22 protein-coding genes and 12 tRNA genes are annotated in these 21,360 nt (G+C 38.7%); 9 read left to right on the top strand and 25 right to left on the bottom strand.

Features of this window, described 5'->3' with window-relative positions:
* Nucleotides 1-255: 255 nt before the first annotated feature.
* Nucleotides 256-2,796, bottom strand: coding sequence for a penicillin-binding protein PBP1B (gene pbp1b / locus O3640_RS07135; protein WP_020992695.1), 2,541 nt, complete (start codon nucleotides 2,794-2,796; stop codon nucleotides 256-258).
* Between the two features lie 177 nt (nucleotides 2,797-2,973).
* Between pbp1b and tyrS the strand changes: the two genes are divergently transcribed.
* Nucleotides 2,974-4,230, top strand: a complete 1,257-nt coding sequence (gene tyrS / locus O3640_RS07130; RefSeq protein ID WP_008810069.1) for a tyrosine--tRNA ligase — start codon at nucleotides 2,974-2,976, stop codon at nucleotides 4,228-4,230.
* 94 nt (nucleotides 4,231-4,324) lie between these two features.
* Here the strand turns inward: tyrS and O3640_RS07125 are convergent, their stop codons facing one another.
* Nucleotides 4,325-4,639 carry a helix-turn-helix domain-containing protein gene (locus O3640_RS07125; RefSeq protein WP_020992694.1) on the bottom strand — a complete coding sequence of 105 codons (315 nt, stop codon included), beginning with the start codon at nucleotides 4,637-4,639 and terminating at the stop codon, nucleotides 4,325-4,327.
* Nucleotides 4,640-4,726: 87 nt separating this feature from the next.
* Here O3640_RS07125 and O3640_RS07120 point away from each other — a divergent pair, with 87 nt between their 5' ends.
* Nucleotides 4,727-5,035, top strand: a complete 309-nt coding sequence (locus tag O3640_RS07120; protein WP_008810071.1) for a YciI family protein — start codon at nucleotides 4,727-4,729, stop codon at nucleotides 5,033-5,035.
* 82 nt (nucleotides 5,036-5,117) lie between these two features.
* A complete protein-coding gene (locus O3640_RS07115) occupies nucleotides 5,118-5,978 on the top strand; it encodes a putative RNA methyltransferase (RefSeq protein ID WP_008810072.1) in 861 nt (286 codons plus the stop codon).
* A gap of 25 nt (nucleotides 5,979-6,003) precedes the next feature.
* Here the strand turns inward: O3640_RS07115 and O3640_RS07110 are convergent, their stop codons facing one another.
* From O3640_RS07110 to O3640_RS07065, 10 genes are all read right to left on the bottom strand, one after another.
* Complete coding sequence (locus O3640_RS07110; RefSeq protein ID WP_371586810.1) at nucleotides 6,004-6,549, bottom strand: DUF6287 domain-containing protein; 546 nt, start codon at nucleotides 6,547-6,549, stop codon at nucleotides 6,004-6,006.
* A gap of 95 nt (nucleotides 6,550-6,644) precedes the next feature.
* The gene (locus O3640_RS07105) at nucleotides 6,645-7,256 is read right to left on the bottom strand and encodes a DUF6287 domain-containing protein (RefSeq protein ID WP_008810074.1); all 612 of its coding nucleotides are present in this window, start codon (nucleotides 7,254-7,256) and stop codon (nucleotides 6,645-6,647) included.
* A 136-nt stretch (nucleotides 7,257-7,392) separates the two neighbouring features.
* Nucleotides 7,393-7,602, bottom strand: a complete 210-nt coding sequence (locus tag O3640_RS07100; RefSeq protein ID WP_008810075.1) for a heavy-metal-associated domain-containing protein — start codon at nucleotides 7,600-7,602, stop codon at nucleotides 7,393-7,395.
* Between the two features lie 20 nt (nucleotides 7,603-7,622).
* Complete coding sequence (locus tag O3640_RS07095) at nucleotides 7,623-9,869, bottom strand: heavy metal translocating P-type ATPase (RefSeq protein ID WP_371586809.1); 2,247 nt, start codon at nucleotides 9,867-9,869, stop codon at nucleotides 7,623-7,625.
* Nucleotides 9,870-9,876: 7 nt separating this feature from the next.
* Nucleotides 9,877-10,308 carry a CopY/TcrY family copper transport repressor gene (locus O3640_RS07090; RefSeq protein ID WP_008810077.1) on the bottom strand — a complete coding sequence of 144 codons (432 nt, stop codon included), beginning with the start codon at nucleotides 10,306-10,308 and terminating at the stop codon, nucleotides 9,877-9,879.
* Nucleotides 10,309-10,456: 148 nt separating this feature from the next.
* Nucleotides 10,457-11,959 carry a zinc ABC transporter substrate-binding protein AdcA gene (locus tag O3640_RS07085; RefSeq protein ID WP_371586807.1) on the bottom strand — a complete coding sequence of 501 codons (1,503 nt, stop codon included), beginning with the start codon at nucleotides 11,957-11,959 and terminating at the stop codon, nucleotides 10,457-10,459.
* 9 nt (nucleotides 11,960-11,968) lie between these two features.
* A complete protein-coding gene (locus O3640_RS07080) occupies nucleotides 11,969-12,775 on the bottom strand; it encodes a metal ABC transporter permease (RefSeq protein WP_371586806.1) in 807 nt (268 codons plus the stop codon).
* A complete protein-coding gene (locus O3640_RS07075) occupies nucleotides 12,768-13,478 on the bottom strand; it encodes a metal ABC transporter ATP-binding protein (protein WP_371586805.1) in 711 nt (236 codons plus the stop codon). The genes O3640_RS07080 and O3640_RS07075 overlap by 8 nt, the downstream gene beginning before the upstream one ends.
* Nucleotides 13,475-13,918 carry a zinc-dependent MarR family transcriptional regulator gene (locus O3640_RS07070; RefSeq protein ID WP_060553784.1) on the bottom strand — a complete coding sequence of 148 codons (444 nt, stop codon included), beginning with the start codon at nucleotides 13,916-13,918 and terminating at the stop codon, nucleotides 13,475-13,477. The genes O3640_RS07075 and O3640_RS07070 overlap by 4 nt, the downstream gene beginning before the upstream one ends.
* 844 nt (nucleotides 13,919-14,762) lie before the next feature.
* Entirely contained in the window at nucleotides 14,763-15,161 is a 399-nt protein-coding gene (locus tag O3640_RS07065; RefSeq protein ID WP_049496811.1) for a hypothetical protein, read from the bottom strand.
* A gap of 172 nt (nucleotides 15,162-15,333) precedes the next feature.
* On the opposite strand from O3640_RS07065, the gene O3640_RS07060 reads away from it, so the two are divergent.
* Nucleotides 15,334-15,660 carry a multidrug efflux SMR transporter gene (locus tag O3640_RS07060; RefSeq protein ID WP_049518302.1) on the top strand — a complete coding sequence of 109 codons (327 nt, stop codon included), beginning with the start codon at nucleotides 15,334-15,336 and terminating at the stop codon, nucleotides 15,658-15,660.
* Between the two features lie 163 nt (nucleotides 15,661-15,823).
* Here O3640_RS07060 and O3640_RS07055 read toward each other — a convergent pair whose 3' ends face one another.
* A complete protein-coding gene (locus O3640_RS07055; RefSeq protein ID WP_000287814.1) occupies nucleotides 15,824-16,270 on the bottom strand; it encodes a helix-turn-helix transcriptional regulator in 447 nt (148 codons plus the stop codon).
* A 319-nt stretch (nucleotides 16,271-16,589) separates the two neighbouring features.
* On the opposite strand from O3640_RS07055, the gene O3640_RS07050 reads away from it, so the two are divergent.
* From O3640_RS07050 to O3640_RS07030, 5 genes are read left to right on the top strand one after another with little or no spacing between them, the layout of a single operon-like run.
* Nucleotides 16,590-17,063, top strand: coding sequence for a hypothetical protein (locus tag O3640_RS07050; protein WP_000182279.1), 474 nt, complete (start codon nucleotides 16,590-16,592; stop codon nucleotides 17,061-17,063).
* Nucleotides 17,064-17,103: 40 nt separating this feature from the next.
* Nucleotides 17,104-18,300 carry a replication initiation factor domain-containing protein gene (locus O3640_RS07045; protein ID WP_111724188.1) on the top strand — a complete coding sequence of 399 codons (1,197 nt, stop codon included), beginning with the start codon at nucleotides 17,104-17,106 and terminating at the stop codon, nucleotides 18,298-18,300.
* 2 nt (nucleotides 18,301-18,302) lie between these two features.
* Nucleotides 18,303-18,689: a hypothetical protein gene (locus O3640_RS07040; RefSeq protein WP_061599443.1), complete on the top strand. Its 387-nt coding sequence runs from the start codon at nucleotides 18,303-18,305 to the stop codon at nucleotides 18,687-18,689.
* 59 nt (nucleotides 18,690-18,748) lie between these two features.
* Nucleotides 18,749-18,943: a DUF3173 domain-containing protein gene (locus O3640_RS07035; RefSeq protein ID WP_000598356.1), complete on the top strand. Its 195-nt coding sequence runs from the start codon at nucleotides 18,749-18,751 to the stop codon at nucleotides 18,941-18,943.
* A gap of 3 nt (nucleotides 18,944-18,946) precedes the next feature.
* The gene (locus O3640_RS07030; protein WP_061599442.1) at nucleotides 18,947-20,080 is read left to right on the top strand and encodes a site-specific integrase; all 1,134 of its coding nucleotides are present in this window, start codon (nucleotides 18,947-18,949) and stop codon (nucleotides 20,078-20,080) included.
* A 96-nt stretch (nucleotides 20,081-20,176) separates the two neighbouring features.
* Here the strand turns inward: O3640_RS07030 and O3640_RS07025 are convergent.
* The 12 genes from O3640_RS07025 to O3640_RS06970 form a co-directional block, all read right to left on the bottom strand.
* A tRNA-Leu gene (locus O3640_RS07025) sits at nucleotides 20,177-20,260 on the bottom strand.
* 10 nt (nucleotides 20,261-20,270) lie between these two features.
* A tRNA-Gln gene (locus tag O3640_RS07020) sits at nucleotides 20,271-20,342 on the bottom strand.
* A 13-nt stretch (nucleotides 20,343-20,355) separates the two neighbouring features.
* Nucleotides 20,356-20,428, bottom strand: a tRNA-His gene (locus O3640_RS07015).
* A 12-nt stretch (nucleotides 20,429-20,440) separates the two neighbouring features.
* A tRNA-Trp gene (locus O3640_RS07010) sits at nucleotides 20,441-20,511 on the bottom strand.
* An 8-nt stretch (nucleotides 20,512-20,519) separates the two neighbouring features.
* Nucleotides 20,520-20,600: transfer RNA gene (locus O3640_RS07005), tRNA-Tyr, on the bottom strand.
* Between the two features lie 16 nt (nucleotides 20,601-20,616).
* Nucleotides 20,617-20,689: transfer RNA gene (locus tag O3640_RS07000), tRNA-Phe, on the bottom strand.
* 3 nt (nucleotides 20,690-20,692) lie between these two features.
* A tRNA-Met gene (locus O3640_RS06995) sits at nucleotides 20,693-20,766 on the bottom strand.
* Nucleotides 20,767-20,785: 19 nt separating this feature from the next.
* A tRNA-Ser gene (locus O3640_RS06990) sits at nucleotides 20,786-20,875 on the bottom strand.
* Between the two features lie 8 nt (nucleotides 20,876-20,883).
* Nucleotides 20,884-20,955 (bottom strand) — tRNA-Glu (locus O3640_RS06985).
* A 15-nt stretch (nucleotides 20,956-20,970) separates the two neighbouring features.
* Nucleotides 20,971-21,044 (bottom strand) — tRNA-Ile (locus tag O3640_RS06980).
* Nucleotides 21,045-21,080: 36 nt separating this feature from the next.
* A tRNA-Gly gene (locus O3640_RS06975) sits at nucleotides 21,081-21,151 on the bottom strand.
* A 7-nt stretch (nucleotides 21,152-21,158) separates the two neighbouring features.
* A tRNA-Val gene (locus tag O3640_RS06970) sits at nucleotides 21,159-21,231 on the bottom strand.
* Nucleotides 21,232-21,360: the final 129 nt, after the last annotated feature.

Raw genomic sequence — 21,360 nt, 5'->3', positions numbered from 1 at the left:
TGTCAAACTGCAAAACAGCTACAATCAGTCCCTCTTGTTTAATTTTCAGAAAAATTAAATTATGGTTACATAACTCGTTTTTCCTAAAAATAGGCACAAAAAGAGCAGCTAAATCTGACTTATGAAAGTTTGATTTAACTGCTGTAAGCTCTTTTGGACAATATTTCAAAAAAGCAGACGACAAATTATTAATAATATTGTACCTTATTCTGCCTGAAAATGCAAGATTATCGGCATTATGAAAGCCTTTTTATTTTAATTTGTCTGGCTTTGACTAGAATTTTTATCTGTAGAGGAATCTTCTTGTTTTTTACTCGAACTGCTCGTTTCTTTTTCGTTTCTTGTCTCGCTCTCTTTTTCTTTCTCTTCTTTGCCCCGACGGTCAGAAGTTTGGTTTCCAGCAAGTGCCGCCCAAGCCTGCTGTAAATCGCTATCTGTGCCACCGATAGCAAAACGATAAGATAAAGCTGGTGCTCCATTCTTAGCCCAGTAGCTAGTAACTGTTTGACCGCCCAATGAAATATCACGGCCATTAACGGTCGTACGACCAGGTTTTGTTCCAGTAGCTTTTAAAACTTCTGAACTGATAACACTAGAATCTAGGTTAAAACGATCGCTAATACCAAAGACGTTTGGATCTGCTTGATAGATGGCATTTACAAGATTGGCCATGTAGCTTGCGTTATTATTATAGCCAGTTAGAGCCCCCATCGAAGTATTGTCATCGTGTCCTATCCAACCTCCCAAAGTTACCTTTGGCGTTGAAAGCATCAGCCACATATCACCATTGACATTGGTAGTTCCTGTTTTCCCAATCCAGTCAGCACTCAACAAACCACCATTTACTTGCGCTAGTCGTGATTTAAAAGTCGTTGTAGACCCAGATTCCAAGACTCCTCGCATCAAGCTTTGCATAATAGTCGCTGTCGCTGGTGTATAGACCTGGACAGGGCTAGCCTTATGTTCATAAATAACTTTACCTGATCTATCACTGATCTTTTCAATCATATAGCGCTTCTGATAAGTCCCATTATTAGCTAGCGCCTGGAAACCATTGGTATGCTGGGCAACAGAGACTTCAATCCCTCCTCCCAATGGTAGACTTTCAATTGTATAGTCAGGAATTGAATAACCCATTTTATCCATGTAACCTTTGACATTAACTCCTTTTTCACGCAGGAGCTTATAGGTCCAATAGGCAGGAATATTCCAAGAAGTATTCAGGGCTTCTTGCAAATCCATCATCCCCGTCCCTCGACTGTCCGCATGCATGATAGGATCTCCACTTGAGAAGGTTGTCGGATAATTTGATAGGACACTTGCACTTCCCATCAGACCTTGGTCAATTGCAATCCCGTAGGCTAAAATCGGCTTGATGGTCGAACCAGGTGAACGCTCCGTATCAAAAGCGTGATTATTTTGATTCTCGGCATAATTCCTTCCACCGATAAACCCTAGGACAGCACCAGTCTGGTTATTTAAAAGAACATTCCCAACTTGAACCTGTCCAGTTCCATCATCTAAGATTCCACCATATGCAGCAACAGCATTTTGCATGGCGTTATGAACCGCCTTATTAATTGTGGTTTTAACGGTATAGCCACCTTCACTTAGTTCTTTTGCTGCTAATTCCTTATAGGCCTTAACAGTGGCTGTATTTTTCAGATCTTGTTGGGAAACATTATCTCTCTTGATGAGATACTGATACATGGCATCCTCAGCTTCAGACTTGGCTTGATAATATAGATAGCCACGTGATGCCGTTTCAACATTTCCAGCAGGTAAAAAATCTTTGGTCAAATCATAATCTTTATAAAGATTGTACTCATCTTGGCTTAAAGCACCTGTCCGGTACATATTATAAAGAACGTCCTTAGCCCTCTCCAAACCATAGGCCATGTCCTTTGAATCTTTCAAAGTCCCCTTTGCCGTGTAGGGAGAGTATACAATTGGACTTTGAGGCAATCCCGCAATAAAAGCTGCTTGAGGCACTGTTAATTTACTTGCGCTAACACCAAAAATTCCCTTAGCAGCCTCTTCAACACCAGCTATATTTTGGCCTTTATTATTTCTACCAAAAGGTGATACATTGAGATAGGTTGTCAGAATTTCATCCTTACTCATATAGCGCTCTAATGCTAAGGAGTCAATGATTTCTGTTGCTTTACGATTAAAGGTAGGAGCATCTCCAACAACTTGCTGTTTGATAACCTGCTGCGTAATAGTGGAACCACCACTAGCAGAACCAATTCCAACTACTGACCCCAGAGTGGCCCGTAAAACAGCCTTAGGAACGACTCCCTTATGGCTCATAAAGTTCTCATCTTCTGTTGCAATTACAGCCTTCTTAACATTTTCAGAAATCGCCGAGCTACCCACCGTAACCCTTATCAGGTCACTATCTATTGTCGAAATCAGGCTACCATCAGCATACGTTAATTCTGAAATAGCTGATATATCTTGAACTTTCTGGATCAAAGTATCTTTTTCGGGTACTGCTACATTATTAAATAAATTTAAGGCATAGCCAGTCGCAATCCCTGCACCAAATAAAAATCCCAGAAACAAAAGGACGAACAGGGTATTCGAAAGAAGCTTGATTGTTCGCAAGACAGTAGCCCCAATATCCATAGGAGACCAAGGCTCTCCATCAGTTTGTAGCTTAGACCCCAGCCACTTCCAAATTTTCCCAAAGAAAAGGCGAGATTTTTCAGCCACTTTTTTCCATAGGATCTGAATTTTTTTAATAAATGGTTTTAAAATTTCAAGAAACTTTTTTACTTTTTGTTCCAACATATTATATCCTCGTATTGCCTATTATATCAAAATCTTCGTCCATATGACAAGAACAGCGCGATTTACAAGAGCTTGGGAAGATTTTTTACTAGTTTTTTTGCAATTTTATTACACTCTTTTCCTGGTTTGTGATACAATGGGAGAATGAATTTAAAACTTTGAAAAGGAGAGACAGACATGCACATTTTTGATGAGCTCAAAGAACGTGGGTTGATTTTTCAAACTACTGATGAAGAAGCCCTGCGCCAAGAACTAGAAGAAGGTCAAGTCTCTTATTATACTGGATATGACCCAACAGCAGACAGCCTGCACCTTGGTCACCTTGTAGCCATCTTAACAAGCCGTCGCCTACAGTTGGCTGGACACAAACCTTACGCCTTAGTTGGAGGAGCAACTGGTCTTATTGGCGACCCATCTTTTAAGGATGCTGAACGTAGTTTACAAACCAAAGAAACCGTAGAAGGCTGGGTTAAAAGCATCCAAGGGCAGCTTGCAGGCTTGCTTGACTTTGAAAACGGCCAGAACAAAGCTGAAATGGTTAATAACTACGACTGGTTTTCAGATATCAGTTTTATCGATTTCCTACGTGACGTTGGAAAATACTTCACAGTCAACTACATGATGAGTAAAGAATCTGTTAAAAAACGGATTGAAACAGGGATTTCATATACTGAATTTGCCTACCAAATCATGCAAGGATACGACTTTTTCATCTTAAATCAAAAACACAATGTTACTCTGCAAATTGGTGGTTCTGATCAATGGGGAAATATGACTGCTGGAACAGAACTCTTGCGTCGTAAAGCTGACAAGACTGGACACGTCATTACTGTTCCTCTTATCACCGATGCTAGCGGTAAGAAATTTGGTAAATCAGAAGGAAATGCTGTTTGGCTGAACGCTGACAAGACAAGCCCATATGAAATGTACCAATTCTGGATGAATGTCATGGACGATGATGCCGTTCGTTTCCTTAAAATTTTCACCTTCCTAAGCTTAGATGAGATTGAGGAGATCCGCAAGCAGTTTGAGGCAGCACCACATGAACGTTTGGCTCAGAAAATCTTAGCACGTGAAGTGGTCACTCTAGTTCATGGCGAAAAAGCTTACCAAGAAGCCTTAAATATTACAGAACAGCTATTTGCAGGAAATATTAAGAACCTTTCTGTTAAAGAGCTGAAACAAGGACTCCGTGGTGTTCCAAATTATCAAGTCCAAGCAGAAGACAACCTCAACATTGTTGATTTACTTGTTACTGCTGGAGTTGTTAATTCCAAACGTCAGGCGCGTGAAGATGTCCAAAACGGAGCTATCTACGTCAATGGAGACCGCATCCAAGACCTTGACTATACTTTGAGCGATGCAGACAAATTAGAAAATGAATTGACCGTCATCCGCCGTGGTAAGAAAAAATACTTTGTCTTGACTTATTAAGAAAGTAAAACCACGAAGTTTCGTATGAACTTCGTGGTTTTCTTATATACTTTTCCCTAGAATTATGTAAGGTCACTCCCCAGCTAAAAAGTTATTACAGCCATTCTTTTCCCCATTGATTTAAGTCCTTTAAAATCGGCATCAGTGATTTACCTTTTTCTGTTAGCTGATATTCTGTATGGAGTGGCATAGTCTCAAAATCAAATTTCTCAACCAATTGGTTCTCTATCAAAACATCTAGTCCACGTGTTAGACTGATAGTTGTAATCCCTTCAACTTCTCTTCTCAATTGATTGAAGCGGACTTTCTTATTCTTGTTTATAACCCATAATATATTCAGCCTCCATTTTCCACCAACAACATCTAAAACCCGAGACATACTACAGTTCCAATTTTTATTTGTTAACATTTTTTCTCCTTACAAAAATGTGCCTACTTTACAACTTATTTATAAAGCATTATAATCTTTTTATCATTTATTTTAAAGGAGTTATTTATGTTTATTATAAATCTTACCTATATTGAGCCACTTGAGGCAGTTGAAAAATATTTACAAGAACACATAAATTTTCTGAACCATTATTATGCGGAAGGTTTGTTTATTGCATCTGGTAGAAAAAATCCAAGAACTGGAGGAATTATCCTTATGCAAGGTAAGAATAAAGAAGTTGTTCAAGAAATCATTAGGCAAGACCCATTCTACAAAAATAAGATTGCCCAATATGATATCATTGAATTTGAGGCAAGTAAATATTGTCCTGAATTGAAAACTTTACTAACCAATCAAGTCGATGGAAATAAATAAATTTGATAAACTAGCGCAATTAAAGAAATCCAAAATCGTCAGATTGTTTGCTATATAGATGCTCTTTTGTTACACTACTAGTATGAATACAAACCTCAAACCTAAACTCCAGCGCTTTACTTCTGCTAGTGCCTTTGCCTGCCCCATCTGCCAAGAAAATCTGAGATTGGTCGAGACTAGTCTCAAGTGTAGCAACCGCCATTCTTTTGACATTGCAAAATACGGTTACGTAAACTTAGCACCCCAGATAAGACAATCAAAAGACTATGATAAAGACAACTTTATTCAGCGCCAAATCATCTTAGAGGCTGGCTTTTACCAACATATTTTACAGGAAATTGAAGTTTTTTTGCAACAATCACCTGATACTCAAACTATTTTAGATGTTGGTTGTGGCCAAGGATACTATAGTATGGAATTGCAAAAAGTTTTCCCAGACAAAGATTTCTATGCTTTTGATATTTCCAAAGACTCCATCCAGCTAGCTAGCAAGACTGATACTAGCCTTTCTATCAATTGGTTTGTGGGAGATTTGGCCAAACTTCCTATCAAACATCATAGTATTGATCTTATTTTAGATATTTTTTCTCCTGCAAACTACCAGGAATTCCAACGTGTATTGACTAAACAAGGACTCCTGCTCAAGGTCATTCCTACCAGTCAGCATGTTCAGGAAATCCGCAAAAAAGTTGCTGGGCAACTGCAAAAGCAAGATTATTCTAACCAGGATATACTAGACCATTTTAAGACTTCATTTGAAATTCTTGAACAAAAAGAGGTTACTGTCACCTATCCAATCAATGAAATCCAAAAGGAAGCTCTCATTGGCATGACCCCCCTCCTCTTTCATATTAAGCAGGAAGAAATTGATTGGTCTGATCTCACAGAAATTACCATTTCTGCTACCATTCTGATTGGAAAAAGCAAAAAAGACAAGCTTTAAAAGCTTGTCTTTTTAATATCTTCGTTTATTTAATACGATAGTAAAAACTACCTTGTTCACCAAAGGACTGGATACCAACCCCAGTCCAAAGGCGGTCACGACTAGTATCAGAGCTATCTTTAAAGTTTTCTGTATCAGCAAGCTTGACACCACTTGGAATAAATTCTAGCAAGAAACCTCCTGTTTGGCCACCATATACACCGCCAGCTGCTGTTCCGTAGTCGGTTAAGGAAGCACCGCCAAATTCATATTCAGCTGAAACTAGACCATTTTCATCAAATACAAGTTGTTCCCCTTTATCATTTTGCCAAGTCCCTTGGATACTTGCAAAATTTCCATCAGCCAATTCACTAATGTTCATTTTTTTCTCCGTTTCCTGACTAGGGCTTGTAGAACTTTCTGAAGTCTTACTGGATTCAGAGCTGGTCGAAGTTACTGAACTCTTCGAAGATGCTATTTGACTTGAAGAAGCTGAACTCTCTTTTGTTTCTCCTTTTCCAGAACATCCTGACAAGACTAGTCCTCCTCCTAAAGCTATTAAAATAGTTGTTAACAATATTCTTTTTTTCATATTTTTCCTCATTTGTCAGGCTTAAAAAATAAGCCCTTTTCTATTTTCTAGTATAGGACTTATTGTATCTTTTTTCTATTAATTTAGCAACCGTCTTACTGATCAACTCGGTAGTAAGCTGCACTTGCGATATCTTCTGGCATTCCTTGACCTGCAAAAATTCTATCACGATTTGTATCAGAAGTATCTCCTTCTGGTACAATGGCATTTCCCTTCATCACAAACCAGATTGAATAACCTGTTAATCCCGTTTGAACATTTACGATCAAATTGCCTGCAGCATCATAGTTGAAAGAAGAAATGCTAGTTTCATCAGCCACTATGCCCTTCTCATCAAAGGTAATTGTCTGACCTTCAGCATTCTTCCATGTCCCTTTTACGCTTGTAAAATTCCCATGAGTCATCGCATTAAAATCAAATACAGTTGAACGAGCCTTTATTTGCTCCTTACCTTCTGCTTGGTCACTCGGTTTTCCAGTCTCATTTGAAGGTTTCTCTGAGGTCGAATTAGTTGTTACGCTACTAGAATCCTCACTTGATTCCTTCTTGGTTGAGCTTTGGCTAGACTGACTTGTGCTAATTCTGGACTGTGAAGTTGTTGAGGAAGGTTTATTTTCAGAAATGGTAAAAAATTTAAAATAAATAAACACGACTGCTATAACGATAAACAATGCTGTGATTAAGCCAATAAGTAGCTTCTTACTCATATAATTTCCTCCCCTTAACCGGTTCTTTATTTCATTGTAATAGAATTGTAATATTAAGTCAAGATGTTTTACAAAATATTACAATGAGAGACCAAGCAGGTTCAAAAGAAAGTGAGATCTTATCTTAAATTAAGCATTAATCAACTGATAAGACCTTATAAATCGTTTTAGCTAAAGCCGCTTCATAGTCAGATACACTATAAAGTTTATCCGTTGTCACTTGAGCTGTCTGTTTTTCTATGTCCACAGCCACATCTGACACTCCCTCCATAGATAGGAAATGCTGGGTGACGTGTTTGACACAGTTTTGACAAGATAAGTTTTCTAATTGGACTGTTTGTTTCATAGATTTATTCCTCCGTATACTTAGTTCATTTTAAAGCGTCCTAGACGCAGAGCATTGACGACAACCGATACTGAGCTCAAGCTCATGGCTAGACCAGCCAACATAGGATTGAGTAAGGGACCACCAAAAAGATGTAATAGACCCATTGCTATCGGGATGCCTAATGTATTATAAGCAAAGGCCCAGAAAAGATTTTCCTTGATATTGCGAATGGTCGCCTGGCTAAGCTTGATAGCCTTGACCACATCCTGCAAGTCACTATGCATGAGCACTACATCTGCTGATTCGATAGCTACATCAGCGCCTGATCCGATAGCAATCCCAACATCTGCCTGAACCAGAGCAGGTGCGTCATTGATACCGTCTCCGACCATAGCCAGTTTTTTCCCAGCTTCCTGCAAGCTCTTAATAGCAGTGGCCTTACCATCTGGCAATACACCTGCGATAACTTTTTGGATGCCAGCTTTCTGGGCAATAGCTTTCGCTGTTTCCTCACGATCCCCTGTCAGCATGATAACTTCCAGCCCCATAGACTGGAGTTCACTCACCGCCGACAGGCTGCTGGACTTCATCTCATCTGCTACCGCTAGAATACCAGCCAGCTGTCCATCTATTGCGACAAACATAGCTGTCTTTCCTTCTTGGGAAAGCTCTAACAACTGTTCTTGAAAAGCACCGCAGTCAATGTTCTTTTCTTTCATCAAAGACTCATTTCCCACCAGAAGCCGTCTGCCCTCGACCTGAGCTGCCAAGCCTCGTCCAACTATGGCCTCAAAATGGCTGACTGGCAGTAAGTTAAGCTCTTCCTCTTCAGCCGATTCCAAGATAGCCTGAGCCAAAGGATGCTCAGAATGCTGCTCAGCACTAGCTATTAGCTGCAACAAGTCAGACCGATTCAAATCGCCCAAGGGTAGTAGATCTGTCAGACTAGGCTTACCAACCGTAATCGTCCCAGTCTTATCAAGAATAATAGTATCCAGTTGATATGCTGCTTCCAAAGCTTGTCCAGACTTAATCAGAATTCCATTTTCAGCCCCTTTACCAGTCCCAACCATTATAGCTGTCGGAGTGGCTAATCCTAGCGCACAAGGGCAGGCAATGACCAAGACTGCGATAAAGATTGACAGAGAAAAGCTAAGACTCTCACCAGCTAGAAAATACCAGCCAAGCGCAGACAAAGTAGCTAAGCTCAGCACGATTGGAACAAAATAGAGCGAAATCTTATCGGCTAAAGCCGCTATCGGTGCCTTAGACCCCTGCGCTTCCTCCACCAATCTGACAATCTGAGCTAAGGTCGTATCCGAACCCACCCTAGTTGCTTGGTAGTCAATACTTCCATTCTGATTGATCGTTGCACTGGTAATGGTATCGCCAACCTTTTTCTCAATTGGGACACTTTCACCAGTCATCATGGACTCATCCACAAAGGTCTGCCCCTCCGTCACAAGGCCATCTACTGGCATACGCTCTCCTGGTTTGATACGGATAATGTCTCCAACTCGGATATCCTCTGTATCAATGGTCACAGCCTCACCATAGCGAATCACTGTCGCCTGACTAGGCACCAACTCAAGCAGAGACTGAATTGCCTGAGACGTTCTCCCCTTAGCTGAACTTTCCAGATATTTGCCCAGAAGAACCAAGGTAATAATCACTGCAACAGACTCAAAGTAAAGCTGATGGACAAAGGGATGATGACCTAGAAAAACCTGACTGACCGAGTAGAGACTGTAAAGAAACGCTGCGCTGGTCCCCACCGCAATCAAACTATCCATATTAGGATGGCGCTTGATAAGATTGCGAAATCCTCTCTGATAAAAGCCACGACCGATCCACACAGCTGGCAACGTTAAAAGCAGTTGTGACAGAACGAAGACCAAGGGATGCGCCATATGATCAAAGAAGCTAGGCATGGGAAGGCCAACCATACTTCCCATAGAGATATAAAGCAAAGGCAGAGCCGTAAGCAAAAGAATCAGTAGCTCTTGTTTCTTTCTTCGTAATGCTTGCGCTCTGGCTACAGCCTCTTCGTTTACATCAGACGGTTTGGCTATGCCTTTTTCTTCAGCCTGATAACCGGCCTCAGCTACCGCATCTAGAACTTGCTGACTATCAAATCCCGCCTTAGGAACTAAACTGAGACGTTCTGTGGCTAGATTGACATTAACATCCTCGACCGTTTCTAAATCCTTGACCGCCATCTCAACTGTCATAGCACAAGCTGCACAGGTCATTCCTGATAGCTTGTATTCTTTTTTCTCCATCATAATCTCCTTATCTACGACCACAGCGACACTGACCTTGCGGACAATGGCATTCAATTTCTAGTGGGGCTGAAGCCCTTTTCTTATCAATGGCCTGACTAAGCAACTGCAAATCTCCTTGGCTGAACTGACTTCTCTCAATCATCGAAATCAAAAGTTCTCCATGCTTGGTGTTACAGATATTATCAAAGAGAGCCTGCAAAGTACTTTCCAGATGATCTGATTCTAAAATACGAGCATCATAGTAGAACTTACCCTCTATCTTTTCCATGGCAATAAATTCTTTTGTCTTGAGGCGATTCAAAAGGGTCTTGATGGTTGCCGGCTTCCATGAGAAGTCTGCCTCCAAACGCGCTATAATCTCTGTGCTACGGCTATGCGGATATGCCCATAACACGCGCATAACTTGCCATTCTGCTTGGCTAATATTTTGCTGTTCCATTGTTTAACACTTCCTTATTATTTACATTTGTAATTCAATACTTTATTAGTTTACATTTGTAATCGAGATTTGTCAAGTATTTTTATCGATACCTTCCGAGATACAAAAAAGAAGGCGGGATAATCCCGTCTTCTCAACTTTTTCTATATTAGTGTGCCAACATCTCTTGGGCAATTTCTTGACCTGTCAACTTACTTGGATAGTAGGTTGGCCAGTTTTCCAGCTCATCAAAGAGGGCCTCCTGGCTTTCACCACCATAGAAGATATGGAAATGAGCCGCCTTGGTCGGTGCAATATTATGATCGCTAAACTGAACATACTTGTACTGGCCAGCATCTTTATCTGTCGCTTCAAACATAAATCGAACTCCACGATTTCCCTTAGAGTATGTCAGAGTGTGCTTACCAACGTATTTATAAGTATATTTCTTGGATTTTCCATCTACCACAAATTCCATAGTTTTATCTGTGATATTGATATTGGAAACATCTGTCTTGTAGCCTTTATCATAGTAGTCCTTGTATTCAGTAGCTGTCATTTTTCCAGTCAACTTCGCTTTATAGTCAAAGACTTGGTCCAAGGTACCGTCCTTCAGATAAGGATATACAGACTGCCATTCGCCCGCATAGTCAGACAAGGACCGATCCTTGACGGCACTGTCTTCAAAGTAGCCATTTTGAACAGTCTTAGTATCTTCTTCTTTCTCAGCTGCAATCTCTGCTCCCTCTTGATCAGTCGTTTTCTTAAGTGCCTTTAGATTAGCCTGCATGATCGAAATATAGTCTGCCCCATCCTTTGTCTGCTCTTCGGTCAAGCTTTCCAGTGGATTCAAGACATCTAATTCTACTCCTGTTTCCTTAGCCAAAGTGGAAGCTAAGGCCTGAGAAGCATTTTCTTCAAAGTAGATATACTTGATTTTATTCTTCTTGATGTACTCGGTCAATTCAGCCAAGCGTGAAGCCGATGGTTCACTGTCTGGTGAAAGTCCAGAAATTGGAACCTGCTTCAAACCATAGTCCAATGCTAGATAGTTAAAGGCAGCGTGTTGAGTAACAAAGCTCTTTTGCTTGGCATTAGCCAAACCAGCTTCATATTCCTTATCCAAGGCTTCTAGCTTCTTGATATAAGCTGCAGCATTTTTCTCAAAAGCAGCTTTCTTGTCAGGATAAGCTTTGCTCAAGCTATCTCGGATGTGCTCCACCATTTGAATGGCCCGCTTTGGAGACAGCCAAACATGAGGATCGTACTCATGATGGTGTCCCTCTTCACCATGATCATGGTCGTCTTCCTCTTCTCCTCCAGGAAGTAAGAGCATCTTTCCAGTCGCCTTGATTACAGTTTCCTTCTTATTCTTCAATGTTTTTAGCAAATCTGGAACCCAAGTCTCCATATTTTCATTTTCATAAACAAAAGCATCCGCGTCCTGAATCGTCGCAACTGCCTTTGCAGAAGGTTCATAATCATGTGGCTCTGTTCCAGCACCAATTAAAAGATTAACGTTGGCTTCATCTCCAGCCACCTGCTTGGTAAACTCATAAACGGGATAAAAAGTCGTGACAATATTTAGCTTGCCATCTGCTTTTTTCTGATTAGAACAAGCGACTAAGAAAATACTCAGTAGACCTGCTAATAGTAAGCTAATTTTCTTCATTTTTCACTCCTATTTCACAAATTTTTTGATCAAATTGACCAGTAAAAACAAACTGACGAAAATAATTGTTATACTAGCGCTTGCTGGCATCTCTGCATAGTAAGAAATATACAGACCAGCAATCATACCAAAGAAACCGATGATATTTGCTAGCAAAATAACCGATTTAAAGTTTTTCCCAATCCGCAGAGCAATACTGGCCGGCAAGACCATAATGGTCGAAACCAGCAAAGCTCCCGCAGCCGGAATCATGAGGGCTATTGCAACTCCCGTCACAATATTAAAGAGAATAGACATAGTCCGCACCGGCAGCCCATCCACAAATGCCGTATCCTCATCAAAGGTCAAGATGTACATAGGCCGAATGAAGAGGAAGGTTAAGACAAGTACCACAGTGGCAATAACAAAAAGAGAAATCACCTGCTCCGTACTAATCGTCACAATGGAGCCAAATAGATACTGATCCAAACTCATCGAGCTAGAACTCTTCCCCTTACTCATAACAATCAGAGAAATAGCTAAGCCAGTAGACATGAGAATAGCCGTACCGATTTCCATAAAATTCTTATAAATAGTCCGCAAGTACTCTAAAAAGACTGCTGCTATCATGACCACAATCACCGTTGTGAGAGTCGGTGACAAGCCCAGAACCAAGCCAAAAGCAACACCTGCCAGTGAAACGTGACTAAGCGTATCACTCATAAGACTCTGCCGACGTAAAATCAGGAAGGTCCCCAGAATTGGTGAGAAGAGGCTCATGGCAATAACTGCCAAAAAGGCTCGTTGCATAAAATCATAAGAAAATAGATTAAGCATGACTCACCTCCTGTCCATTATCGCTTTCATGCACATTGAAACAGCGCCAAGGTGAGTCCTGATTCCGAACCAAATGAATATTACGGTCAGCATACTTACGGACTTCCTCCGGATCGTGCGTAATCATCAAGACAGCTTTCCCATGCTTATGAGCACTATGGTGCATGAGCTTGTAAAAATCATCTTTACTGCCTGCATCCATCCCTGTTGTTGGCTCATCTAGGACAAATATATCTGGGTCTGAAGCAAACATCCGAGCAATCACAGCCCTCTGCTTTTGCCCGCCAGAAAGAGAGCCAAGCCGCTTGTCCCTATGTTCCCACATCCCTACAGATTCAAGACTTGCCTTGATATGTTCTTCATCATGCTCATTCAAACGACGAAACCAACCTTTACGCGGATAACGACCTGACTTGACAAATTCATATACCGTACTAGGAAAACCAGCATTAAAACTAGCTATCTGCTGAGGTAGATAAGCAATACGTAATTTCTTTCCTTGAGTATTTGTCTTAGAAATCTTAACCTCTCCATTCTTAGGTCGTAAAATTCCCAAACTAGCCTTGATAAGTGTCGTCTTAGCAGCACCATTCTCCCCCGTCAGCGTAACAAACTCTCCACTATCCAAAAAATAATGAATATGCTCTAGAACAGGTTCTTTATCATAGTAGAAAGATAAATTTTCCACTGTTATATATCTCATTTCCCAATTTCTCCCACTAAGGCCTCCAAAAATTTTTCAATTGCTTGCTGTTCATCTTGAGAAAATCTATCCAGTAAACTTTGATAAGTTTCCAAGGTATGAGCGTGATGATGCTCATGTTCATAAGCAATTGGCTGTGCTAATTCAGTTAAGCGATAAAAAGTTACTCTAGCATCCTTCTTATCTTTGAAAGTCTCCAACATCCCTTGATTGATTAAAGACTTAACAGCCTTCGTTACAGCGGCCTGACTTACATTTAATTTTTTAGCTAAATCAGAGTTGGTCAACATCTCTTCAGCTAACAACATCAAAATATGTTCTTGTGTATTCGTTAAAGCAACATTACTCGTACATGAACCAACTAGAATCTCATGCTGATTCTCAGCCTTCAAAATAATCTCATTTAAAAAAGAATCAATCTTATGAGCTAACTGTGACATGATTTCCCTCCCTCTCTTTACTTAACCAGTTAATGTTTCACTGGTTAATTATAACACAATTAAAAAAAGAAGCAAATAAAAAGTTCAAACTAGAATCAAAAAAATTATTACAAACCGAATCATTTACTTCAAAGCCAACAAAGTAAACACAGTAAAAAAGAGCTAGAAACTCGAATAAACTTAAGCTATACTGACAAACGAAGGCACATCCATGAAGACAATAGATTTCAAGCTCTATTCTTGCTAAGTAGCAGCATGTTGATTTAATACACTTCTAGAACTTTTGGTTATTCACAAAAAAAGGCTTTTTTCAGCATCTAGGATCTTTCTAGTAACTCATTCTTATCTTTCAAATACTAACATCGTCTAATGATTCTTAAAAAAGAAATTATGATCTCAGGGATTCAAACAATTCACTAATATTAAATCAAGCAACAAATAATCAACTTGAAAAAATCACGCCTCTATAAATGGAACTACAAATTTCCCCTCGCACATATATCCAAATAATAAAAAATTTACAGATTAAATAAATAAGTTTTAAAGTATAAGTTATTTAAAAGAATGCAAAGTTAAAAAGATCAAAATAAAAAAAGACAAGGTCAACAAACCTTGTCTCTTCAGTAAACTTAAGCTATACCGGCGGCCGGGGTCGAACCGGCACGTCCGTGAGGACACTGGATTTTGAGTCTAATATTATTAGTTTTAAATCTCAGAAATATTGATTTTATAAGCTTTTTTTCCATAATATTTTTTAAAACTTAGTATCACTTCCAAAGTTTAGATACTTTTTAGTAACTATAAAATGCTAGAAAGTATACTCCTTATTAAAAAGAGTTTTGGACTAGTTTTGTGCAATTTTATTACCCATATCCGTAATAAGAGAGGCTAAATTAATTGCCTTTAATGATTGTAGAAATTGGTTGTGAATATCATTAGACACATAACCAGCTAGCAAAATATGCTCAGCCATGTCATATTGCTTAATCAAGAGAATCTTATCATGTTTTTCATTAAATAAAATCGCACTAATTGCTGTATTAAAGACTGGAAAACGAAAACTCGCACATTGTGAACAATAAGGAATATCTCCCTCATCTTTTAAAAATTTTTTCTCCAAAGGATGCCCACATTCGGGACAACAAGTCATTGTTTTGTCAAATATAGAAGCCTCTTTTTTAAAGTTCTTAAAAGTAATTTTACCAGTAAAATCGAGACCACGCAAGACATTGAAATAAATCAAGACTTTATTTAAAATTTATCTTATGATATACTAAACTTATCAGCTATTGGTTCTGAAAAAGTGTCTGCCACAGTTTTACTACAAATTCTCATGACTTGTGCCAAGATTTATAAAAAACGGATAGCTATAATAGCTCTTAGAGCAAAAACATGACATATAGGAGGTTAAAGACATGTCATACTTTTATCTTTTTATCGCCATTGTAGGAGAGATATTGGGAACTAACCTTTTGAAATTATCAGACGGTTTTACAAAGCCTATTCCAACCGTTTCTGCCCTACTTAGCTATGGCGTTTGTTTCTATTTCTTATCACTAGCAATGCAAAAAATTCCTGTAGGAATAGCTTATGCAACATGGTCAGCTGTCGGTTTAGTTTTGATAGCCTCTATCGCAGTAATGATTTTCAAAGAAACACTAAATGTTTATAGCATTATCGGTTTAATTTTGATTATCATTGGTGTTGTCATGGTTAACTTATTAGGAAATGCAGGACATTAATAAAACCGGCTCTATACTATTTGTAGTGGGTAAATCCCCTATGGATATTATGGAGCCTATTTTGTTGTAGAAAAAAAGTTCCATAAGAACTATAATGAAAAGCTAGAATTCTGTCAATATTTTGGACACATTTTGGGAGGGAATTTTGAAGACTAGCGTCCTCCTAATTTTCCCAATAAGTTTTAACTTCTTCAAAAATCTTATTCAAAAGTTCTGCATCTTTTTCTGACAACTGATTTTTTTCTATAACTCTATCTTTTAGTTCTGTTGCCTTTATTTTATTTCTTGCCACCGAAACTGCTATTGAATGTTTCAAAATATCAAACTCATCCTTTGAAAAGTTTGCAATATTGGTAAGATCTAATTGTTCTAGAGGTAAACTACTGATAATTGAATAAGGTTTTTGTCCCAGCAAATAATCTGTAGTAGTCCCAAAGATATTTGCTAATTTCACAACGAATTCTAATCCTGGTTCTAACGTTCCATTCTCCCACCGAGAATATGTCCCTTGTTGAACTCCAATTAATTCCGATATTTGTACTTGAGTTAACTTTTTTGATTTTCTGAGAGTTTTTAACCTCTCTGAAAATTTATAATCCTCTGTATACATAATTCTCCTATAGATATTCTTATTCGTATATTTTAGCTTGACAAAATATTCTAAACGGTATAAAATAGAATTATTCCATAAGGAATATTTATTTTGAGATTGAATATTCCATTGAGAATATTATAGCATAAAAGGAGGTAAAAGCGTATGTAACTAGTAGTCGATTTAAAAAATTTTAATAAAGGAGGTAGGATTCGACAAAATAAAAAATCTTGAAACAAATGTGCCGTTCGTTCCAAGATCAAAACATATTATGTAACAATTATACCACAGAAAACTCTTCAGTTGCACAAGAAAATTTCGGAGGTTTCACAAAAAGATGACCAATAAAGAGTTAGTCAATCAAATTTCTGGCCTAAACTCTACCTCTACTCTTAAAAATTGGATTCAACTGATTAAAGAGATAAGTGGCAAGGAATTTAAGAAAATTAAAGTTCCTATCAGTAGAAATCCCAGAACTCATCAATTAAGTTATACAGTTGCCTATGATTTTACAGACGAAGACCTTAGACAATTTCAAAAGTTAGCTAAACTAAAACTTGAAATAGGTCTAAAAGAGGCTATACAAGCCGTATTTGGGAGTCTAGCAGACAATGAACATGAATCCCTAAACCAAGTAATAGATGAGCTCTACGATGAACTGAGCGCCTTAAAACAGGAATTTAAGCGAGAAATGCGACTGATAAAAATTGAGAATTCCAACCTAAAAAAGAAAATCCAAGATATTGAAGAGTCGATGCAAACCGGCTTACTAGGGTTTGTTAACAAGAGGTCAAAAAATAGGTTCGGCTAATAGCGAGTTTTCGGCTGAGCCATGAGGCAGAAAGCCGAAAATGAGCGTAGATGCGGACGGACCATTTTTGACCGATAGGGTGTGTAGTAACACCACCCTCTGCAAGTCAGGTGTACCATCGAAAGAATTCAGTATTGCCAAGGGTTTCGCAGATTTTAAGGATGGCAAAATTAGGCAAAAAGTTGAATCAAAATCTATGGCAAAAAATGAACATTTACGTTCTGTATTTGACTGGATTCAAATTCAGTTTGATAAGACTGAATTTTCGCCAAGAGAAATAATCGAAGACATTCTATTTCTTGACTATGACCTATTTATTGAGAATAAAGGGAGCCTTAAATACTATAACTATGATAGCCAGCTTCATTATGGGAATATCCGTATCTACTATGGAGCGAAAGAGTCGTCTTACATGCTTGTCATGTCAGGACAGGCACTCGAGTTCTTTAGAGATATGATATTAGATCCAAATAGTCTGTCCGAAAGACAGTTTCTAAACAATCTCTACTACAATTACAATCGTTTTTCAATCAGACGAATTGATATTGCTATAGATGATTTTAATGAGACACCCTATTTCACTCCTAATCAGCTTCTAAAGGTTTGTCAGAAGAAACGCTTTATATATGGAAAAAGCACCTACTACAATACCTACGGAGATGAAACAATCGGCCAGACCTTATATTTAAGAAAACCCAATGATGATGAAAGACTTAGAATTTACGATAAGCGCTTAGAACGAGCTGAAAAGCTCGGTATCAGCAAGCGGTATATAGAAAATTGGATAAGAACTGAGTTAGAACTTAGGAAAGAAAAAGCTCACTACTTCATTCAAGAATGGTTGCATTCAGAAATAGATCTTCTCAACTTTACCAAGGGATATCTCAAAGAAAAAGTGAGATTCTATAGTGATAGCCATTTCTCAAAACCTTTGAGATCTTGGGAAAAGTTTTTAGGTCACTCAAAACCTGTCTCTATCATTATTTCAAAACCAAAAACAGAACTAGAACAAAAATTAGAATGGTTTACCTATAAAGGTTCAGGGGCTATTCTAAAAGCTTATAAATTTCTATACGACAATAATTTACTGCATGAGTATGAGAAATCTAACTATCTCGCACTCAACAATATGGAATATCCACCAGATTTAGCAAGTGGATTAATAGAAAGGGCAATACTCTTTAAAAGAGAGGATTTGATCCCTACAATCAAAGAAAATATCAAAAGGAGAAATTAACTATGGCAAAAATGCTCTCACAAAATGACTGGAATTTTAATAACATTGGAACAAAATTTGAATTGGATGAAGTCATTCCAAAATTTGAAACGGAAGTCCGAGCAGATGCAAACGGAGAAATTATCAAAAACCGAGATGGTAGCGAAAGACGTTTTAATACCGATAAAATCATTGGTTGGAAATACAATGTAACGATCAAGGATGGACAATTCAAAAAGAAATCAACCCAAGTCTCTGTAGATAATCCAGAAGCATTAGTTGATAATGACTATATCCAAGCAATGGATGAAGTACCAGTTACATTTGACAATTTACAAGCTACTATGATTAGTACGACAATGTACTACAAGGCGGATGCTATCCATTTAGTAGATGTAAAACAAAAATAAGTATCAGACATGGGGAGTTAATCCTCCCCTTACTTAATCTAATTAGAAAAGGAGATCACATGATTAAAACTGTAACAAAAGATGACCTTATCGAACTTGGATTTGCTCCAGGAACTGCAAGAAAGATTATCCATACCGGCAAATTACTATTAGTGAATCGTGGTTTTAACATCTACGATAACAAACGGATTGGTACAATTCCAGCCAGTGTCGCAGAAGAACTATTAGGAATTGAACTCCAGAAAGAAGCGTAGCTTATGGCTTTACGTAAAAGTAGAGACGGAACTTGGATTGTCGATGTTTCCAATGGTATAAATCCAATATCTCTAAAACAACGTAGAATTGTAAGAAAAGGATTCAAAACTAAAAAAGAAGCATTGGAGGCCGAACAATACTTACGAAGTGTCGAACTTAAAGAAAAAAGTTTCAACTCAAAAATATCAATTGATATCCTTTATGATCTCTTAAAAGAAGAGGATAAAATAAACAACAGAAAACAAAGCTATATAGATACACAAGAAAACAACTATAACAGGCATATAAAAAACTATTTTGAAAAAGTTGATGATGTAGCTAAATTAACTTATGAAGATATCTATCAATTCAGAGAACATCTAAGAGATAAAAATGCTCAAAACTCAGAAAAAAAGCTAAGTCCAAATACTATTAATAAAATTATTATTTTACTAAAGAAAATTCTGGATGTTGGATTAAGAAAGGGATTTTACAAGGAACATCCCGTAGGATTACTGAAAAAACTACCAATAGAAAAAGCAAAATTAAATTACTGGACAGTAAAAGAATTTAAGCACTTCTTAACACTATTTACCAACGATGAATACAATATAAAATTACTATTCACAGTTCTATTTTTTACTGGTCTAAGACTCGGAGAAGCTCTTGCTCTAACGTGGAAGGACATAGAGTTTTCTACAAATACAATCCATGTAAGTAAATCAATATACGTTAAAAAAGGTGAAGAACACATTAGTAGTACAAAGACAAAAGCTGGAACCCGAAGAATCATCATGAACACCAAACTAGTGGAGACACTAGAAGAATGGAGGCAAACACAGCATGAAAGATTAAAAGAATTCACAACTAACCTAGATGATCTACAGATATTTCAAAATAGCCCTATTACGATAACTAAAGATTCAATCGAAAAACAATATAAAAAAATATTGCAAAGAGATAGTTCTTTAAAAAAAATAAGAATTCATGACTTCAGGCATTCACATGCTTCACTGCTAATAAATCAAGGAGAAGATTATCTTGTCGTAAAAGAAAGATTAGGCCATGCTTCTATAACTACCACAATAGATACATACTCTCATTTGTATCCAAGCAAACAACAAAAATTAGCGGATAAATTAGATGATTTGTTATAAAATTAGTAATTTCTAGTAACTCAGCATTAGAAATTAAACGAATAAAAGTAAAAAGACAAGGTCCACAAACCTTGTCTCTTCAGTAAACTTAAGCTATACCGGCGGCCGGGGTCGAACCGGCACGTCCGTGAGGACACTGGATTTTGAGTCCAGCGCGTCTGCCAATTCCGCCACGCCGGCTCAAGTTTAACTGGGGTAGCTGGATTCGAACCAACGCATGAGGGAGTCAAAGTCCCTTGCCTTACCGCTTGGCTATACCCCAATATCAATAAATAGGCGAGTGATGGGGATCGAACCCACGCATGCCAGAGCCACAATCTGGTGTGTTAACCACTTCACCACACCCGCCATATTATCAAACACGGGCAGTAGGAATTGAACCCACACTGAAGGTTTTGGAGACCTTAGTTCTACCTTTAAACTATGCCCGTAAAGGTTATGGAAGGGGAGGGATTCGAACCCCCGAACCCGAAGGAGCGGATTTACAGTCCGCCGCGTTTAGCCTCTTCGCTACCCTTCCAAAAATATAAGTAAAATGGCGCGAGACGGAATCGAACCGCCGACACATGGAGCTTCAATCCATTGCTCTACCAACTGAGCTACCGAGCCTTATTGCGGGAGCAGGATTTGAACCTACGACCTTCGGGTTATGAGCCCGACGAGCTACCTAGCTGCTCCATCCCGCGATAGTATTATTCAACAAAAAGGAGGATGTGGGATTCGAACCCACGCACGCTTTTACACGCCTGACGGTTTTCAAGACCGTTCCCTTCAGCCGGACTTGGGTAATCCTCCAATAAATATAGTCCGTACGGGATTCGAACCCGTGTTACCGCCGTGAAAAGGCGGTGTCTTAACCCCTTGACCAACGGACCATAATAATATTCAAATGGGCACGAGTGGACTCGAACCACCGACCTCACGCTTATCAGGCGTGCGCTCTAACCACCTGAGCTACGCGCCCAAGTTATAAAAAACTTGGCATGAACCTTTCGTTCAAAGCGGGTGACGAGAATCGAACTCGCGACAACAGCTTGGAAGGCTGTAGTTTTACCACTAAACTACACCCGCTTGAATATGGGAGTTAACGGGATCGAACCGCTGACCCTCTGCTTGTAAGGCAGATGCTCTCCCAGCTGAGCTAAACTCCCAAGAGGTCGTTTAACTCAGCCAACGGTGAGAAACTGCGTTTCTCTTATCCGCCGATTGGAATCTCGAATGCCTCTCAATTCCAACTAAGCTAAACTCCCAAAAAGGAAGTTAATCCTAACTTCCTATCC

The organism is Streptococcus sp. 27098_8_75 (assembly GCF_041432475.1).
Taxonomy (GTDB): domain Bacteria; phylum Bacillota; class Bacilli; order Lactobacillales; family Streptococcaceae; genus Streptococcus; species Streptococcus gordonii.
The sequence above is the reverse complement of the archived record's forward strand: the minus strand, read 5'-3'. Positions and strand labels throughout refer to the sequence as shown.

Excerpts from the sequence above, each read along its gene's own strand:
- pbp1b (WP_020992695.1), bottom strand. The coding sequence starts at position 2,796 with ATGTTGGAACAAAAAGTAAAAAAGTTTCTTGAAATTTTAAAACCATTT.
- tyrS (WP_008810069.1), top strand. The coding sequence starts at position 2,974 with ATGCACATTTTTGATGAGCTCAAAGAACGTGGGTTGATTTTTCAAACT.
- O3640_RS07125 (WP_020992694.1), bottom strand. The coding sequence starts at position 4,639 with ATGTTAACAAATAAAAATTGGAACTGTAGTATGTCTCGGGTTTTAGAT.
- O3640_RS07120 (WP_008810071.1), top strand. The coding sequence starts at position 4,727 with ATGTTTATTATAAATCTTACCTATATTGAGCCACTTGAGGCAGTTGAA.
- O3640_RS07115 (WP_008810072.1), top strand. The coding sequence starts at position 5,118 with ATGAATACAAACCTCAAACCTAAACTCCAGCGCTTTACTTCTGCTAGT.
- O3640_RS07110 (WP_371586810.1), bottom strand. The coding sequence starts at position 6,549 with ATGAAAAAAAGAATATTGTTAACAACTATTTTAATAGCTTTAGGAGGA.
- O3640_RS07105 (WP_008810074.1), bottom strand. The coding sequence starts at position 7,256 with ATGAGTAAGAAGCTACTTATTGGCTTAATCACAGCATTGTTTATCGTT.
- O3640_RS07100 (WP_008810075.1), bottom strand. The coding sequence starts at position 7,602 with ATGAAACAAACAGTCCAATTAGAAAACTTATCTTGTCAAAACTGTGTC.
- O3640_RS07095 (WP_371586809.1), bottom strand. The coding sequence starts at position 9,869 with ATGATGGAGAAAAAAGAATACAAGCTATCAGGAATGACCTGTGCAGCT.
- O3640_RS07090 (WP_008810077.1), bottom strand. The coding sequence starts at position 10,308 with ATGGAACAGCAAAATATTAGCCAAGCAGAATGGCAAGTTATGCGCGTG.
- O3640_RS07085 (WP_371586807.1), bottom strand. The coding sequence starts at position 11,959 with ATGAAGAAAATTAGCTTACTATTAGCAGGTCTACTGAGTATTTTCTTA.
- O3640_RS07080 (WP_371586806.1), bottom strand. The coding sequence starts at position 12,775 with ATGCTTAATCTATTTTCTTATGATTTTATGCAACGAGCCTTTTTGGCA.
- O3640_RS07075 (WP_371586805.1), bottom strand. The coding sequence starts at position 13,478 with ATGAGATATATAACAGTGGAAAATTTATCTTTCTACTATGATAAAGAA.
- O3640_RS07070 (WP_060553784.1), bottom strand. The coding sequence starts at position 13,918 with ATGTCACAGTTAGCTCATAAGATTGATTCTTTTTTAAATGAGATTATT.
- O3640_RS07060 (WP_049518302.1), top strand. The coding sequence starts at position 15,334 with ATGTCATACTTTTATCTTTTTATCGCCATTGTAGGAGAGATATTGGGA.
- O3640_RS07055 (WP_000287814.1), bottom strand. The coding sequence starts at position 16,270 with ATGTATACAGAGGATTATAAATTTTCAGAGAGGTTAAAAACTCTCAGA.
- O3640_RS07050 (WP_000182279.1), top strand. The coding sequence starts at position 16,590 with ATGACCAATAAAGAGTTAGTCAATCAAATTTCTGGCCTAAACTCTACC.
- O3640_RS07045 (WP_111724188.1), top strand. The coding sequence starts at position 17,104 with ATGAGCGTAGATGCGGACGGACCATTTTTGACCGATAGGGTGTGTAGT.
- O3640_RS07040 (WP_061599443.1), top strand. The coding sequence starts at position 18,303 with ATGGCAAAAATGCTCTCACAAAATGACTGGAATTTTAATAACATTGGA.
- O3640_RS07035 (WP_000598356.1), top strand. The coding sequence starts at position 18,749 with ATGATTAAAACTGTAACAAAAGATGACCTTATCGAACTTGGATTTGCT.
- O3640_RS07030 (WP_061599442.1), top strand. The coding sequence starts at position 18,947 with ATGGCTTTACGTAAAAGTAGAGACGGAACTTGGATTGTCGATGTTTCC.